20 protein-coding genes and 1 pseudogene are annotated in these 15,507 nt (G+C 66.4%); 12 read left to right on the top strand and 9 right to left on the bottom strand.

Going from position 1 to position 15,507, the window contains the following annotated elements:
- Nucleotides 1–38: 38 nt before the first annotated feature.
- Both IU452_RS04565 and IU452_RS04560 read left to right on the top strand, forming a co-directional pair.
- Entirely contained in the window at nucleotides 39–365 is a 327-nt protein-coding gene (locus IU452_RS04565; RefSeq protein WP_195107632.1) for a hypothetical protein, read from the top strand.
- 192 nt (nucleotides 366–557) lie between these two features.
- A complete protein-coding gene (locus tag IU452_RS04560; protein WP_195107631.1) occupies nucleotides 558–809 on the top strand; it encodes a hypothetical protein in 252 nt (83 codons plus the stop codon).
- A gap of 124 nt (nucleotides 810–933) precedes the next feature.
- On the opposite strand, the gene IU452_RS04555 is transcribed toward IU452_RS04560, so the two are convergent.
- Nucleotides 934–1,821, bottom strand: a complete 888-nt coding sequence (locus IU452_RS04555; RefSeq protein ID WP_195107630.1) for a helix-turn-helix domain-containing protein — start codon at nucleotides 1,819–1,821, stop codon at nucleotides 934–936.
- A 91-nt stretch (nucleotides 1,822–1,912) separates the two neighbouring features.
- Nucleotides 1,913–2,146 carry a DUF397 domain-containing protein gene (locus tag IU452_RS04550; RefSeq protein WP_228816640.1) on the bottom strand — a complete coding sequence of 78 codons (234 nt, stop codon included), beginning with the start codon at nucleotides 2,144–2,146 and terminating at the stop codon, nucleotides 1,913–1,915.
- 405 nt (nucleotides 2,147–2,551) lie between these two features.
- On the opposite strand from IU452_RS04550, the gene IU452_RS04545 reads away from it, so the two are divergent.
- The 3 genes from IU452_RS04545 (at nucleotide 2,552) to IU452_RS04535 (ending at nucleotide 4,179) form a co-directional block, all read left to right on the top strand.
- Nucleotides 2,552–3,349 carry an SAM-dependent methyltransferase gene (locus IU452_RS04545; protein WP_195107629.1) on the top strand — a complete coding sequence of 266 codons (798 nt, stop codon included), beginning with the start codon at nucleotides 2,552–2,554 and terminating at the stop codon, nucleotides 3,347–3,349.
- A 230-nt stretch (nucleotides 3,350–3,579) separates the two neighbouring features.
- The gene (locus tag IU452_RS04540; RefSeq protein ID WP_195107628.1) at nucleotides 3,580–3,768 is read left to right on the top strand and encodes a hypothetical protein; all 189 of its coding nucleotides are present in this window, start codon (nucleotides 3,580–3,582) and stop codon (nucleotides 3,766–3,768) included.
- A 129-nt stretch (nucleotides 3,769–3,897) separates the two neighbouring features.
- Nucleotides 3,898–4,179, top strand: coding sequence for a hypothetical protein (locus tag IU452_RS04535; protein WP_195108242.1), 282 nt, complete (start codon nucleotides 3,898–3,900; stop codon nucleotides 4,177–4,179).
- A 53-nt stretch (nucleotides 4,180–4,232) separates the two neighbouring features.
- Here the strand turns inward: IU452_RS04535 and IU452_RS04530 are convergent, their stop codons facing one another.
- On the bottom strand, nucleotides 4,233–5,105 hold the full coding sequence (locus IU452_RS04530) for an SAM-dependent methyltransferase (RefSeq protein WP_195107627.1): 873 nt from the start codon (nucleotides 5,103–5,105) through the stop codon (nucleotides 4,233–4,235).
- Nucleotides 5,106–5,218: 113 nt separating this feature from the next.
- Here IU452_RS04530 and IU452_RS04525 point away from each other — a divergent pair, with 113 nt between their 5' ends.
- A complete protein-coding gene (locus IU452_RS04525) occupies nucleotides 5,219–5,773 on the top strand; it encodes a TetR/AcrR family transcriptional regulator (RefSeq protein WP_195107626.1) in 555 nt (184 codons plus the stop codon).
- On the opposite strand, the gene IU452_RS04520 is transcribed toward IU452_RS04525, so the two are convergent.
- Nucleotides 5,774–6,676, bottom strand: a complete 903-nt coding sequence (locus IU452_RS04520; RefSeq protein WP_195108241.1) for a class I SAM-dependent methyltransferase — start codon at nucleotides 6,674–6,676, stop codon at nucleotides 5,774–5,776.
- 198 nt (nucleotides 6,677–6,874) lie between these two features.
- Nucleotides 6,875–7,336: pseudogene (locus tag IU452_RS37905) on the bottom strand (DUF418 domain-containing protein); the annotation flags it as partial.
- 764 nt (nucleotides 7,337–8,100) lie between these two features.
- Here IU452_RS37905 and IU452_RS04510 point away from each other — a divergent pair.
- The gene (locus IU452_RS04510; RefSeq protein WP_324192439.1) at nucleotides 8,101–8,919 is read left to right on the top strand and encodes a TetR/AcrR family transcriptional regulator; all 819 of its coding nucleotides are present in this window, start codon (nucleotides 8,101–8,103) and stop codon (nucleotides 8,917–8,919) included.
- Here IU452_RS04510 and IU452_RS04505 read toward each other — a convergent pair.
- Complete coding sequence (locus IU452_RS04505) at nucleotides 8,856–9,152, bottom strand: hypothetical protein (RefSeq protein WP_195107625.1); 297 nt, start codon at nucleotides 9,150–9,152, stop codon at nucleotides 8,856–8,858. The two genes, IU452_RS04510 and IU452_RS04505, sit on opposite strands and share 64 nt — an antisense overlap.
- A gap of 45 nt (nucleotides 9,153–9,197) precedes the next feature.
- On the opposite strand from IU452_RS04505, the gene IU452_RS04500 reads away from it, so the two are divergent.
- Together IU452_RS04500 and IU452_RS04495 are read left to right on the top strand one after the other, a co-directional pair.
- Complete coding sequence (locus IU452_RS04500; RefSeq protein ID WP_324192438.1) at nucleotides 9,198–9,602, top strand: hypothetical protein; 405 nt, start codon at nucleotides 9,198–9,200, stop codon at nucleotides 9,600–9,602.
- 45 nt (nucleotides 9,603–9,647) lie between these two features.
- Entirely contained in the window at nucleotides 9,648–10,640 is a 993-nt protein-coding gene (locus IU452_RS04495) for an LLM class flavin-dependent oxidoreductase (RefSeq protein WP_195107624.1), read from the top strand.
- 1 nt (nucleotide 10,641) lies between these two features.
- On the opposite strand, the gene IU452_RS04490 is transcribed toward IU452_RS04495, so the two are convergent.
- Both IU452_RS04490 and IU452_RS04485 read right to left on the bottom strand, forming a co-directional pair.
- Nucleotides 10,642–12,051, bottom strand: a complete 1,410-nt coding sequence (locus IU452_RS04490; RefSeq protein WP_228816786.1) for an amino acid permease — start codon at nucleotides 12,049–12,051, stop codon at nucleotides 10,642–10,644.
- A gap of 84 nt (nucleotides 12,052–12,135) precedes the next feature.
- A complete protein-coding gene (locus IU452_RS04485; protein WP_195107622.1) occupies nucleotides 12,136–12,609 on the bottom strand; it encodes a Dps family protein in 474 nt (157 codons plus the stop codon).
- Nucleotides 12,610–12,746: 137 nt separating this feature from the next.
- Between IU452_RS04485 and IU452_RS04480 the strand changes: the two genes are divergently transcribed.
- From IU452_RS04480 to IU452_RS04470, 3 genes are read left to right on the top strand one after another with little or no spacing between them, the layout of a single operon-like run.
- On the top strand, nucleotides 12,747–12,929 hold the full coding sequence (locus IU452_RS04480) for a DUF2795 domain-containing protein (RefSeq protein ID WP_195107621.1): 183 nt from the start codon (nucleotides 12,747–12,749) through the stop codon (nucleotides 12,927–12,929).
- A 51-nt stretch (nucleotides 12,930–12,980) separates the two neighbouring features.
- Entirely contained in the window at nucleotides 12,981–14,357 is a 1,377-nt protein-coding gene (locus IU452_RS04475; RefSeq protein WP_195107620.1) for an MFS transporter, read from the top strand.
- Entirely contained in the window at nucleotides 14,347–14,766 is a 420-nt protein-coding gene (locus tag IU452_RS04470) for a MarR family winged helix-turn-helix transcriptional regulator (RefSeq protein ID WP_195107619.1), read from the top strand. Before IU452_RS04475 ends, IU452_RS04470 begins: the two co-directional genes overlap by 11 nt.
- A gap of 198 nt (nucleotides 14,767–14,964) precedes the next feature.
- Here the strand turns inward: IU452_RS04470 and IU452_RS04465 are convergent, their stop codons facing one another.
- Nucleotides 14,965–15,480: a gluconokinase gene (locus IU452_RS04465; protein WP_195107618.1), complete on the bottom strand. Its 516-nt coding sequence runs from the start codon at nucleotides 15,478–15,480 to the stop codon at nucleotides 14,965–14,967.
- Nucleotides 15,481–15,507: the final 27 nt, after the last annotated feature.

The raw sequence follows: 15,507 nt of genomic DNA, 5'->3' as shown, positions 1-15,507 counted from the left end.
CCGGTCGGCGCGGGGTACGCCGAGACATGGCACGAGACATGGCACACCGACAACGATTCCTGAGCCCCTCCTTCGCGGTGGCGCTGCTGACGGCCGCGCTGGCGGCCGCCGGATGCGAACAAGCGAAGGAGGCTGTCAATAAGGGTGGCGACACACCGTGTAGTGAGTTCATCAAACAGGACCAGGACAAGCAGCGAGTGACGGTCCGCAAATATCTGGAACAAGATTCGCAACTGACCACCACACCGGACCCCGGCACCGTCGATAATGCCATTGCCGCTATCCAACTCATGTGTAGTGCCCAGGCCAACCCCGACACGCCCATCCGGAAGGCCGACCTCACGGGTATCCTGGTACCCAAATAGCAACCCCCCAGCAGCCCAAATGCACTCTGCGACTACCGATTAGAAGTTGCAGATGTACTTGCATCTGCTCCTTGCACGGACCTAGACTCGTTCTGTCAAGGCAGTACAGGGGACTACCAGGGAGCCGCTGGGTTAACCCGAGGCCAATTTTCGCCATCGGTTAGCTCTCGGCCTGGCGTCAGGGGCGTTCGCATGAACCAGCCAATGGACCTCGGCCGGCTCGGAATTATGGACAGGAACCGGACCGAGCAACATATCTACTCGCGGGAAACCGCAACACGTTTCGTCATCGACGCGGTCGAGTCCACCGGCGCGGCCACACGTGACGATTTCGATATCGACCGTATCGTCACCACCGCGCATGCCTTGGTGAACGATTGGGATTTCCACACGATGCAACCGGAAACCTTCTGGCGCATCGCCTCCAGCTGCATCAAGCAGTAAACGCCACGCCTGTGGCGCGGCTGCCTCCAGCCCCGGCGACGGGGCGAGACGGCATGCGAAACGGCCGCCGACTTCTCGTCGGCGGCCGTTCGCTTATCAGTAACGAAACCGCGTAAAGCGAGCTCTACAGCGAGTCGGCCACTTCCTCCAGCATCTTGCGCGACCGCTCCGGCGGCTCGGCCTGCACACTGAGCCGGTCCATCACCTGACGGTAGAGCTCCAGATCCTGCTGCCGATCCAGATACAGTGCGCTGGTCAATTGCTCGAGATAGACGATATCGGGAAGTTCCGGCTCGGCGAAGCGCAGCATCGTGAACGAACTGCCCGCGGCCGCATGTCCACCCGCCGCATACGGCAGCACCTGGATGGTCACATTCGGCTTACTCGTCATCTCCACCAGATGCTCGACCTGGGCGCGCAGCACGGAGTTGCCGCCGATCGGCCGATGCAGGACGGCCTCGTCGAGCACCGCCCACAGCGTCGGCCCGCCGCGCCGCTCGAGAATCTCCTGCCGCTTGCGGCGCAACTCGACTCGCCGCGCGGTCTCGGAGTTCTCGTGGCCGAGGGCGACCACGGCCCGGGCGTACTCGTCGGTCTGCAACAGGCCCGGAACGAGCTGGCCTTCGAAGGTACGAATCGACTTCGAGGCGTGCTCGAGGCCGAGATAGGTCTCGAACCAGGGCGGCAGCAGATCGCTGTAGCGATGCCACCAGCCCGGCTGGTTGGCCTTGCGGACCAGTTCCAGGAACATCTCGCGCTGTTCCGGATCATTGACGCCGTACAGCGACAGCAGGTCGCGAATGTCGCGTTCCTTGAAACCGGTCCGCCCGAGTTCGAGGCGACTGATCTTGGCGTGCGAGCCGCGGATGTGGTCACCCGCGGCCTCACGCGTAATCCCGCATTCTTCTCGCAATTTCCGGAGCTGCCCGCCGACCGCAATCCGAAGCGCGGTCGGACCACGTTCCGCGACAAGCGATTCCACGCGGCCGATCCGGACAGGTTCTGCGATCATGAGGTCAACTCCGATGCTCGACGATCACCGGCAGTGAGGGTCACAACCGCCTCGTCGCGAACCACACCGCGCCGATTAGCAATGTTACCGCTCAGCGCGCCAAATCGTCGAACTCCCCGCTCTTCGCGCCACGCAGAAACGCGTCGATCTCCGGGCGGGTGTAGACGAGCACCGCGCCCTCGGGGTCACGCGAGTTGCGCATGGCAACCAAACCGTTGGCCAGGTCGGCCAATTCGACGCAGTTTCCGCTCGGATTGCTGAACGTGCTCTTGCGCCAGGCCAAGTCGGACGGTCGACCAGAAACCATAGCTGTCGTATCGGTCATTGCTGTCTCCTGCTCGATCGGTCCCCCCACCGCCCTCTACGGAAGGGGGTAGTGCTTGCATCTGTTCGCGCAAATGTTCTTGCAGTTGAAACCGACATCCAAACGATAGCACGCGGGTTGCGGGAGATCGATCCCTTCGCAGACATCTGCAGCCATCGGAACAGCAAGTGCCGCAAGGGCTTTAATCTTGATCTGTCATATTCTCCACAATCGTGACGAATCAGTTAATACAGGCCGACCAGTCGGTAATTTTTAACGGGGCGTGCATATCGAAGACCCCATCCCACCTGTCCGGATCAGCCGAACCTTGTACTGTCAACCACGTTCAGATCCACCACCCGTGCGCGTCTCCGGCCGCACGCCGGCGGTGCCGCCCGGGATTCTCTCAACGAGGAGCCGCGACTCATGCCATCAGGGCACAACACCGAGATCCGCACCGACATCCCGCATTCCGCACGGATCTGGAACTACTGGATGGGCGGGAAGGACAACTATGACATCGACCGTCAGGTCGGCGAGGCCAGCCTGGAGATCGACCCCGATATCGGCGCCATGGCCACCGAGAGCCGCCGCTTCCTCATCCGCGCCGTCAAACATCTGGCGGGCGAGGCCGGAATCGCGCAGTTCCTCGACATCGGCACCGGGCTGCCGACCATGCAGAACACCCACGAGGTCGCCCAGAGCATCGTGCCCGACGCCCGGATCGTGTACGTCGACAACGACCCGCTGGTGCTGACCCACGCGCGGGCGCTGCTGACCAGCACGACCGACGAAGGGGTCACCACATATATAGAGGCCGACTTCCACAACCCCGAGCAGATCGTCGAGGAGGCCCGCAACGTCCTGAACTTCACCAAGCCGATCGGGGTGATGTTCATGGGCGTGCTCGGCCATGCCCGCACCTACGAGGATCTGCGCCGCATCGTGAACACGGTGATGGCCGCCGTGCCGTCGGGCAGTTATCTGGTGTATTGGGACGGCACCACCGACAGCCCGCACTACGTGCGCATGTGCGACGAGTACGCCAAGTCCGGCGGCGTGCCGTACTACCCGCGCACCCAGGACGAACTGCGTGCCGTCTTCGAGGGACTGGAACTGCTCGACCCGGGTTTCGGGCCGATCACGCATTGGCGGCGGCCCGAGCTCGAACTGGCCCGGGTCCGTGAGATAGCGGCGTACGGCGGAGTGGCCCGCAAACCCTGATCGCTCCGCGCTCAGGGTCACGGCTATGCCGGGGCGCTCAGGGTCGTAGCCCCCGGGGGACCGTCACAAAATCTGCGGACACTTGTTGTGACTGTGCAGATGTACTTGCATCTGCACAGTCTGCAGACCTAAGCTTGTCTGGACGAAGATGGCCGGACAGCGCCGGATCGTTGGGAGCCCCGCGCCAGCGTCGCCACCGTTATTCCCCCGCGAACGGCCAGAGGCGTCCCATGAACCAACTGCTTCCGCATTCCGGTACATGCGATTCCGTAGGCGCCACCGACGAGTGCGCCCTCGAACCCCGTGATCTCACCTATCGCCGCGCCCGCGCGATTCTGCGCGCCCACGACCGGCATCTCGGATGCCGTCAATGGATCGCCGCGGCGGCCTTTCTGTCCGCCGATAACGACGACGAATAGGTGTCAAGCCCGGTAGACGCCAAATGCGCTCCCGGACAAGCGATCACGGATCGCTGACGCGTCATGCGCTGCGCCCCTCCTACCATGGAGGGTGGACGCACCACCGTCGATGCGGAGCGAGCGCAACCAATGATCCTCACAGCCGCGCACGAGTTGATCCTGACCCAAATCATGAATCCGACACCGGAGACGCCCCCGGCGGCGGACAAACTGATGAAGCTGGTGCGCTACTTCACCTGGTTCATGCTGCTGTCGGGCACCACCGCGATCATCTATGCGGGCGGCCGATTCGCGTGGGAGAAATGGAGCGGCGGTCGCCTGGAGTCACCGAAGATGGTGGCGGGCGCGATGATCGGCGGGGTCGTGGCGACCAGCGCGGGGACGATCATGAATTCGATCATCGGGCAGTGAGCAGGGGGTGCCGAAGACAGGCCCGCCGACGCCCTCCCCTCCTGCCCGAGTACTCATCTACGCACGGCCACGACGTTGCCCGTGCCCGGGTCGATCGGGGCGGGCAGGTCGCGCCCGTAGTGTGCGACCATGTCGGCGAAGCACACGAAGGTCGTTGCCCAGCCGAGGCTTTCGAGCCATTCCTGGCCGTCCGGACCGATACCGTGTTCGGCCGTCGCAGCGTCCGGACCGCCGGTGATACAGTCCAGCCCCGGCACCGCGCCGAGAGTGCGCGCAAAGCTCGGACGCGCCGTCACCGGGAACCCGAACCCGCTTCCCGGCGCGGACAATTCGGTGATGGTGACGACCGCCCGGCGGGCATCGTCCCGCGGCAGGAAATTCGTCACGTGATCCACCCATGTGGTCGGAATATCCCGCCGGAAACCGCGGTCGAGCAGGTCACTCCCCCACTCCTCGCGCAGATCGGCCGGTACCACGATCCGCTCGCAGGACGGCTCGGCATGCTGTCCGGCCAGGACGGCTTCCTTGAACTCGAACATCGGCGGGAGATCGACTTCGAACAGCCGCACCGGTGTCGGCCAGTCCAGCCGGAACGCGTGGGTGTCCAATCCCGCGCCGAGCAGCACGATCTGCTCGATTCCGGCATCGGCGGCGGCCAGCAGGTCGTCGTCCACCATGCGCACGGCCAGAGTGCGGCTGTCATACAGCGCATCGACCAAGCCCAGCATTGCTGCCCAGGTGTCGGCCGAGCCGGGCGGGGCATCCGGGCTCAGATATGCCGACTCGGCCGCGTCGACGAATGCCTGCGCGAGCGGGTCGGCGTAGAGCCGGTCGGGGCGTTCGGTTTCCCGCGCGCGGATGACGGCGACGCCGATGGCGGTCAGCGGTGGACCGGAGAGAGCCTGCGGAAGGGACGGAGTGGTCATCGCGACTCCTGCCTGCGGCCATCCATTGCTTGACGGCCGGTAAGTATTGGCGGAACGGTAGTCACGATAGGCTCGATCCTGACCGGTCGTCAAGTAAGGATTGGAGGGTCATCGTGGTAGGGCGGCGCACCGATACGCGCGACAAGATCCGTTCGGTGGCAATGGAATTGTTCTCCGCCCACGGCTACGACCAGACCTCCATCCGCCAGATCGCCGAGCGGCTCGGCATCACCAAGGCGGCCGTCTACTACCACTTCCGCTCCAAGGAGGAGATCGTCGTCAGCCTCGCCGACGATCTGCGGACGGGGGTGGACGAGATCCTCGAATGGGCGGCCACCCAGCCGCCGGGTAAGCGCACCGGCCACGAGATCCTGCGCCGCTACGGCGCAGTGCTGCACTCCACCGGGCGCGATATGACGCGGTTCATGTACGAGAACCAGGCGGCGTTTCGCCGCCTCGGCGTGGGCGCCGACCTGCGCTACCAGTTCCGGGCCGTCGCCGACGCGATGACCGCGCCCGACCATGAGCCGATGGCCGTCTTCCATGCCCGCCAAGCGGTGGCGGCGATCTCGTGGAGTGTGGGCATGATGGGCGACCTCGACCTCACCGACGACCAGTGCAACGCGGCGGCGGTGGAGATCGCACTCGGCATCTACGACCGCATCTGATCAGGGGCGTATCGCGGTCACCAGGCTCACCAGGGACGGGATGAGGTGGCTGTCCGCGGGGCCCACGGCAATTGTCTTGCGGCCCAGGGCCTCCAGGTAGTCGGGGATGGTGACGCGGGTGGCGTCCCAGCCCCGTGCGGTGAACCAGGGGGCGGTTTCGGGGCGGACCTCGTTGTAGATCAGGTGGACCCATTCGGCCTTGCCGTGTTCGTCGGCGTCGTCCCGGGTGGCGAAGTCCGCGCGCGTGGCCTCCGGCAGGGGGTCCATCTCCTCGACGGCGACGCGGCTACCGGAGGCGCTGAGTTGTGCGATGTGGTCGAACAGCTGCTCCACGGCGGCGGCCGGGAGGTAGATGACCAGTCCCTCGACCAGCCATGCGGTCGGCGCCGCGGGGTCGAAGCCGTTGTCGCGCAGCGCGGCCGGCCAGTCGTCGCGCAGGTCCACGGCGACCTCGCGGCGCCGCGCGCGGGCTTTGTCGCCGTTGTCCGACAGCGTTTCCCGCTTGAATTCCAGGACCTGCGGGCGGTCGAGTTCGTAGACCACGGTGCCGTCGGGCCACGGCAGCCGGTAGGCGCGGGAGTCCAGACCGGCGGCGAGGATGACCACCTGCCGGATACCGGTATCCGCGGCCGCGCGGAAGTAGTCGTCGAAATACTTCGTGCGGGCGGACTGGAATTCGCGGAAGGCCGCGCCGAAACCGGGGTCCAGCAACGGATGTTCGGTGACCTTGCCGTCGAGCAGATCCGCCCACTCCTGCCCCGCGGCACGCAGGAAGACCTCGGCGAACGGATCCTCGGCCACCGCATTCGGTTCGCGCCCGGCCAATGCGCGAGCCGCGGCGACGAACAAGGCCGTGGACCCGACGCCGGTGTTGATATCCCAGGAGTCTCCCTCGGTACGCATGATCGTCAACGTACCTGCCATCCGGAAGCATTGCAGCGAGGAGGACCCGGAGCGGCAGGTTCCGCCGAAATGGCCATCGCGCCCGCACGAATCCCCCATCGCGGCACCGGCCCTCGTGGATCTCCGCCGCACCGACCACGCCGGGTCTGCCCGCGCGGTCTCCCGATCCCGCAGGGCGGGCAGGTGGCCGAGGGTGATCCAGCGCAGCACCCATTCGGCCGGGCCGTAGCGGAACCGCCGCAACCACAACGCGCTCAGCACCACCTGCGCCGCGAAGACCGCCAGCGCGATGCCGACCAATCCGGCGGGTGACACCGAACCGGCCAGTCCCCAGCCGATTCCGGTGAAGATCAGCAAACCGGCCACCGATTGCGCCAGGTAGTTGGTCAGTGCGATGCGCCCGGCTGGGGCGAGCGCGGACCGCACCCACGCGGTAGCAGGGCAATGCATCACTTGCAGCAGTGTCACCGCGTAGGCGGCCGACAGTGCCGGCGCGGTGGCGATACTCACGGCCACCCCAACGGTATTCGCGTTACCGCCGCCGACTGCGTACACCAGACCACCGGCCAGTCCGATCGGGTACCCGATCCACTGCACCCGCCGCAGCACCGGCTCGTTTCCGCGCACCGCGGCCAGCAGTCGGCGTCGGCCCGCCACCATGCCCAGCAGAAACATCGCCAGTGCGGTGGGCCCTTGGACGGTGAGCGCCTGCAAAATCAGCATCGGCAACCAATCCAGATTCTCGCCGATCACACCGGTCCAGCCGTCCAGCATGGCCTGGGTCGCGTGGGCGGCGTCGGCACAGGCCTCCTGCTCCGGGGGCATGAACGTGGACCTGTCCACCAGCAGCCCGGTCGCCAGCAAGGACAGCGTGACCAGCGCGTACAGGGCGGCGGCGAGCCGCAGTGCGGTGCGATCACGAATACCTCGCAGTGCGAACAGGATCAGACCCGCCACGGCATAGGTGGTCAGTACGTCACCGCCGTACACGAATACCGTGTGCGCGGCGCCGATCGCGAACAGCCCGGCGACGCGCCGCAGCATCCGCGGTTCGAACGCCGCGTCCGCGCGGGTGGCCGCCTGCATCTGCAGCGTGAAGCTGTAGCCGAACAGGAACGAGAACAGCAGGTAGAACTTCATGTCCACCAGCAGCGACGACGTGGTTCGCACGAAATCGTCGAGGGGACCCGCGAATGCCGGGTCGGTGACCAGGTTGCCCGGATATGCCGAGGCCATGAAGGTGATGTTGACGATGAAGATACCGAGCAGCGCGAACCCGCGCAGTGCGTCGACGTCGTGGATGCGCTGCTGGGCCATGGTGTCCTCCCGATTCGCCCCGCTTTAGTATCCAACGGATACTTTCCATCGGATACTATCTCGAGGGTGCGGCCGATGCCACGATGGATTCGAACGAGGAGGTGAGCGTGAACCAACAGACCGTGCCGCCCGCGCTGATGCGGATGTGGCGGCTGACGGGTCCGGCGCGCCAGGGTCGCCCACCGGCCCTGGATATCGACCGCGTCGTCACGGCCGCGGTGGAATTGGCCGACCGCGAAGGCCTTTCGGCGGTCACCCTCGAAAAGGTCGCGCAGGCATTGGGTTTCACCAAGATGGCGCTGTACCGCCACATCGGGTCCAAGGACGAACTGCTGGAACTGATGGCCGACCAGGCCCTGGGCTTCCCGCCGAACATTCGCCCGGCATCGGGCGATTGGCGCGCCGGGCTGTCCGCGGGCGCATCGGCCCTGCGCGAGATCTACACCCGCCGGGAATGGCTGCTACAGATCCCGGCGTCGGGACCACCGCGCGGCCCCCACGCGATCGCCTGGCTCGATATGCTGCTGCGCCCCCTGCGTGACACACCAGTGGGCTCGGGCACCAAGCTGGGTCTGCTCGTCCTACTCGACGGCTATGTGCGCCAGTCCTGCCTGCTCGAACGCCAGCTTCGCACCGGCCGCGGCAGCCGCGACCAGGCCACTGTCGAATATGAATACGGCGTCACAGTGGCGCGGCTGATCGATGCCGACCGATATCCGGAAGCGGCGAAGGCCTTCGCCACCAACCCCTTTCTCCCCGCTTCGGAACCGGGCCGAGACGTGGCGTCCGAGGATTTCCGGTTCGGCCTCGACGTCGTCCTCGACGGCATCGCCGCGGCGATCACCCGCGCCGACCCGCGCTCTCACCCCAGCGGCGGCATCCCAGGCGGGGTGAACAACTCGTCGAGCGGTGTCGGACCGGTGTAGCGACGGCAGCCGCATTGCACCCACTCCCGCAGTCCCGCAGGACCTTTGCGGCTGATCTCGGTGTGGCACACCCCCTTCTGCCGATCGTGCAGCGCCAAATCGTGCCCGCACCCACAGGTGGCCGTCGGCGCTGCCGACTCGCCGCGACGAACGGGACGACGGCCGAATCGGCCGAGAGCCCAGCCGACGCCGACGAGTCCGGCGCCGACGATGAGGCTGATCGGATCGAACATGGGTCCAGTATATGTATACGTATATCCCGGTGCGCAATCGATTCGGTGGGGTCTGTCAGGGTGGGTATCGCCGAGGGTGAGGAGGTGGTCGACGTGGTCGACGATGTCGAGAAGCGATGGCACGATCCCGGGATGTTTCGGCACGTGGTCGTGTATTCGGTCTGCGTGCTCGCCGCGGCGGTCCTGGTGGCGGCGGTGGTTGTCGAATGGGCAAGTCGGCGAGAGGCATGTGCGCAGGCGGCCAGTACCTACTGTGATGCGACGTCGCGGGGGTGGATTGTCGGCGGGCCGGGGCTGGTGCTGCTGGTCGGGACGGTTGGGGCGTTCGTCGAGACCTACCGGGTGTGGAGGCGGCATCGGGCCTGGCCGATCTGGCAGGGCGCGGGCTGGTTTCTGCTCACGCTGACCTTGGCCTATCTGGCGATCGGTGCCGGAACCATCGGCACCTGAGTCACATCCCGAAATACATGGGACGACTCCGGCGTTCTGAGTGGCATGATCGACGTTCCGATGTCCGTTCTCGACCTCGCACCGGTGCAATACGGCGAGTCCGTCGGCGCCGCGTTGCACGCGACGACGGAAACGGCCCGTCGCGCCGAAGAGCTCGGCTATCACCGCTTCTGGGTGGCCGAACATCACAATATGCCGGGCATCGCCAGCTCGGCTCCCGCGGTGCTGCTCGCCCACCTCGCCGCGGCCACCTCGACCATTCACATCGGCTCGGGCGGGGTCATGCTGCCCAACCACGCGCCGCTGGTGGTGGCCGAACAGTTCGGCACCCTGCACGCCCTGCATCCCGGTCGCGTCGATCTGGGTATCGGCCGGGCGCCGGGCACCGACCAGGCCACCGCGCTGGCGTTGCGCCGCACGACCGAGGGACTGTCGGCGGAATCGTTCCCGCAGGAGCTGATGGCGCTGATCCGCTATTTCGAGGGCGACAGTGCCGACGGGATCGTCGCGGTGCCGGGCATCGGCGAGAATCCGGAGATCTGGCTGCTCGGGTCGAGCGGGTTCAGCGCGCAACTGGCGGCAATGCTCGGACTGCGGTTCGCCTTCGCCCACCACTTCAGCGCCGAGAACACCGAGGCCGCACTGGCGCTGTATCGGGAGAACTTCCGGCCCTCGCCGCGGCTCGAGCGCCCGCACGCCATGATCGCGGTCTCGGCCGTCTGCGCCGATACCGACGAGCAGGCCGATCTGCTGGCCCGCCCCAGCGAGCTGGCCTTCCTGCAGTTGCGGCTGGGCCGGCGCAGCCCGCTGCCCACCCCCGAACAGGCCGCGAATTTCCCGAGCACCGACCAGGAGCGCCAGTTCGTCGCGCAGCGTCGCAAGGATCAGCTGCTGGGCTCCCCGGCCACGGTGCGGCGGCAACTCGAAGACTTGCTGCGCCGCACCGAGGCCGACGAGATCATGCTCAACACCCGCATCTACGACCTCGACGAGCGGGTGCGTTCACTGGAGCTGATCAAGGAGAAGGTCGTGGCCTGAGTCAGACCGTCTCCTTACTGTGCACGAGGCGGTTGACCAGCGGGTATCCGGCGCACACCAGCACACCCCACACCAGTCCGACCACCAGGGCGGTGCGGCCGCCGTCGGTGAAGAACAGCAACACCACTACCAGTCCCAGGAATGCCAGTGCCAGAACAGTGGTCACGGGCGCACCGGGCAGCCGATAGTCCGCACTCGGCAGCTCTCCGCGGCGCACCTTCGCCCGGTAGAGCAGGTGGCAGACCAGAATCATCCCCCACACGAAGATGATGCCCATGGTGGAAACCGAGGTGATGTAGCTGAACGCCTTGTCCGGCGAGATCACGTTCACGATCACGCCGATCACCATCATCGCCGCCGACACCACGATGCCCACGTAGGGAACGTGGCGGCGGCTCAGTCCGCCGAGCACGGCCGGGGCCTCCTGTCGCAGCGCCAGGCTGCGCAGCATGCGCCCGGTGGAGTAGATACCGGAGTTGCACGAGGACAGCGCCGCGGTCAACAGCACGAAATTGATCAGGCCCGCCGCGCCGGGAATTCCGATCTGGGAGAACACCTCCACGAAGGGGCTGCGCCCGGCGTGGAAGCCGCGCCAGCTCACCACCGACATGATCACGATCAGCGCGCCCACATAGAACAGGCCGATGCGGAACGGCAGGGTGTTGATCGCCTTGCGCAGCGTCTGGCGCGGGTTGGCCGCCTCGCCCGCGGTCACGCCCACCAATTCCACGCCGACATAGGCGAATACGACGATCTGCAGGGCCAGCAGCGACTGGTTGAAGCCGTTCGGGAACACTCCCCCGTCGGCCCACAAATTGGTCACGGTCGGATTGGCCGCATGCCCGAAGCCGATCGTCAGCACGCCGATGCCGATCAGGATCATCGCCAGGATGGCGGTCACCTTGATCGCGGAGAACCAGAACTCGCCCTCACCGAACAGCTTCACCGAGATCAGGTTCGCCGCGAACAGCAATGCGAGCACCGCCAGCGCCGTCACCCACTCGGGAATGGCGAACCAGTACTTCACGTACTTGCCGGCCACGGTGATCTCGGCCATGCAGGTCGCCACCCAGACCGCCCAGTAGGTCCAGCCGGTCACGAATCCGGCGAAGCGGCCGAGGAATTCGTTGGCATACTCGGCGAAACTGCCCGACACCGGACGGTAGGTCAGCAGTTCGCCGAGGGCTCGCATGATCACGAAAATCGCCAGTCCGGCGGCCAGATAGCACAGGATCAGCGCGGGCCCGGCCTGTTCGATGGCGCCCCCCGCGCCGTAGAACAGGCCGGTGCCGATCGCGCCGCCGATGGCGATCATCTGGATGGTGCGGGGATTGAGACCCCGCTTGTAACCTTCTTCCTCGCCACTGCCGGCGAGGGGTAGCGCGCCAGGCGCCTCCGCTTTGCGGTCCATCGTCATGCACCGCACGCTACCGGGTGGATGTAACCGATTGTTACGAAATGGTCACTTCATATCGGGTCATGCGATTCGGGCCTGTCAGCTCAGCTGCGCCTGCCACATCCAGTGCAGCTGCTCGAGCCGGGCGGTGATGCCGATCAGCAGGTCCTGGGTCACCGGATCGGCCTTCTCGGTGGCGTCGATGCGCTGGCGCAACCGGGTGATCACCGCGGCCAGATTCGAGGTGATCGCCTCGACCACGGCGTCGTCGCGCTGCCAGTCCGCCGGAAACCCTTCCGCGCCGGACGCTTCGGCCACGGTCGCGGCGCGCCCGTCGGGGCTGACCCCGATCGAGGTGGCCCGCTCGGCCGCCGAATCGGTGAACTCGCGTGCGGCGGCGACCAGTTCGTCCAGCGCCAGGTGCACCGTGCGGAATCGGGGGCCGATCACATTCCAGTGCGCCTGCTTGGCGATCAGCGACAGATCGATCAGGTCGACGACCGTGCCGCACAGCGCATCGCCGGCGATGCGCTGCTGCTCTTGATCGAGGGCGGTGGTGATGGGTTGTGCCACGGCGGCTCTCCTTTCCTCGGTGACGAACACATCGACGTGCTACCCCCGCGGCTCGCCCTCAACCGGTTTGTGGTCCGGATCCCGTGGTACTGCGGCAACGTCCGAGCAGATACCCGGAAGGGAAAGGAGTGGCCGCCATGGTAAACCCGATTCAGGTGCAGAAATTCCTGCATGGCGTCGACTACCCGTGCGATCGCGACAGCCTGATCGATGCGGCGCGTAGCAACGGCGCGGACGACGATGTCATCAGCGAGCTTCAGCAGATCCCCGATCGCACCTACAACGGACCGAATGCGGTGAGCGAGGCCGTGGCTCGGTGACCTCGCGCACAGGGCTTGCCAGGCTAATAGTTGTAGTTTCACAATCGTTGTGTGCTTACAACTGTTGAGGGGTTGAGCGCGCGCCGGAAGACCATCGTTCTGGTGACGTGCTGTCTGAGTCTGCTGATCTCGTCCATGGACGCGACGATCGTCAACGTCGCCATACCGACGATCCGAGCGGAAATGGACGCACCGCTGTCGCGGTTGCAGTGGATCGTCGACGTCTACACCCTCACCCTGGCAAGCCTGCTCATGTTGTCGGGCGCGGCGGCCGACCGGTTCGGCCGCAAGCGCGTCTTTCGCATCGGCTTGACCACCTTCGCGCTCGGCTCGCTGCTGTGCAGCCTGGCGCCGTCGATCGAGGTGCTGATCGGGGCGCGGTTCATCCAGGCGGTGGGCGGGTCGATGCTCAATCCCGTGGCGATGTCGATCATCACCACCGTGTTCACCGGAAAGGTGGAGCGGGCCCGCGCGGTCGGCGTGTGGGGTGCGGTGGTCGGCATCTCCACCGCGCTGGGGCCGATGGTCGGCGGCGGTCTCATCGACGCGCTGGGCTGGCAGTCGGTGTTCTGGATCAACCTTCCGATCTGCGCGATTGCGCTGGTATCGACCACGCTGTTCGTTCCGGAGTCGAAGTCGGCCACCGTGCGGGGTATCGACCCGGTGGGTCAGGTGCTGGCCATCGCGGTGATGTTCACGTTCGTGTTCGGGCTCATCGAACACCGGCCGGTGATCTTCGTGGTGACCGCGGTGGCGCTGGCGGGGTTCGTGTATTACGAAGCGCGGCACCGGTCTCCGTTCGTCGATCTGCGCTTCTTCCGTAGCGTCCCGTTCGCCTCGGCGACGGTCACCGCCGTATGTGCCTTCGCCGGACTGGGTGCGTTCTTGTTCAGCGCCTCGCTGTATCTGCAAGGAGTACGGCACTTTTCGGCCGTGCACACGGGTCTGCTGTATCTGCCGTTCGCGCTGGGCGTGCTGATCTTCTCGCCGCTGTCGGGACGGATGGTGGGCCGGTACGGCACCCGTCCGTCGCTGCTGGGCGCGGGGACGCTGATGGCTGCGGCGGCCATCATGCTGACCACGTTGCGGGCCGACACTCCGCTCTGGCTGCTGGTGATCATGTTCGCCGTCTTCGGGAGCGGCTTCGGCATGGTGAATGCGCCCATCACCACGGCGGCGGTCAGCGGAATGCCGCTGGACCGAGCGGGAGCCGCGGCGGCGGTGGCCTCCACCAGCCGCCAGGTCGGGGTGAGTGTGGGTGTGGCATTGTGTGGGCTGTTGACCGGCGCGAGCCTGTGGTGGGTGCTGGCCGCACTCGCCGCGAGCATTGTCGCCTTGGGCGTGGCCGCCAACACCCGCTGGGCCGAACGGTCCCGTGACCGGGTTGCCCCCTTGCTTGAACAGAAGGTCCCCGCCCATGCCGGCTGATTCCCCCACCCCCGACGAGGTCTGGCACCTGCTGACCCATTTCGTGATGGACACCCGCGACACCTACAAGCGCGCGGTCGTGGAACGAACCGGCTTGCCCTTCAGCAGAATTCGCGTCCTCCGTCGGCTGCGCTCGGGCCCGATGACGGTCAAGCAACTGGCCCACGCCGCCACCATGGACGCCCCCGCCACCACGGTCACGGTCAACGACCTCGAGGAGCGCGGCCTGGTGGTCCGCGAGATCGACCCCACCAACCGCCGCTCGAAACTGGTCTCCATCACCGCCGCAGGCCGCAAGGTCGTCGCCGACGCCGCCTCCACCCCCGACCCCGCCCCACCCTCCTTGACCGCCCTCTCCCCCACCGAATTGACCACCCTCCAAAACATCCTGCGCAAACTCGAACATTGATTCCGGCCGAAAGCGCGCCGGAATCAAGACAGGCCGCTGCCGCGCCGGACCGCCCTGTCGAACAACGCCAACACCGAGCGGACTCGCACATACCCGAGGCGGCACCTCACATACCCCAGGCGGCACCTCACATACCCCAGGCGGCACCTCACATACCCGCCGCCCGACGGCACCTCACATACCCGCCGCCGCGGCCCCCTAGGGCCGCGGCGGCGGGTTCAAAGCCGCGCGGATCTTCTCCACCACCGCGTCGATATCTTGGGTGCCGTCCACCGTGATGCCCGGTTCGTCGGGGGTGGGGGATTCCAACGCGTCCAGCTGGGATTGCAGCATCTGGACGCGCATGAAATGGCCTGTGCGGGTGGTCAATCGGCGCTCGAGTTCGGCGCGCGGCACGTCCAGGTACACCAGGAACAGGTCGGGGGCCGCGGCGCGCAACCGATCTCGGTAGCGGCGTTTGAGGGCCGAACAGGTGACCACGCCGCCGCGGCCGCGATGGGCGGTGAGCCAGTCCGCGATCGCGTCCAGCCACGGCGCACGATCGGCGTCGTCGAGGGGGGTGCCCGCGGCCATCTTGGCCACGTTGGCGGCGGGATGGAAGTCGTCTCCCTCGGCGTATTCGACGCCCAGGGCCGCCGCCAGCCGTACCCCGATAGTGGTCTTCCCGGCACCGGACACGCCCATGACGGCAATCGGTCGCTGCAGTTCGCCCATGAATCCGACCCTAACCTTCCGCGCCCG

Source organism: Nocardia transvalensis, assembly GCF_015477765.1.
Classification (GTDB): Bacteria; Actinomycetota; Actinomycetes; order Mycobacteriales; family Mycobacteriaceae; genus Nocardia; species Nocardia transvalensis_A.
Note: the sequence above shows the minus strand (reverse complement) of the source record. Positions and strands in the feature narration are given on the sequence as shown.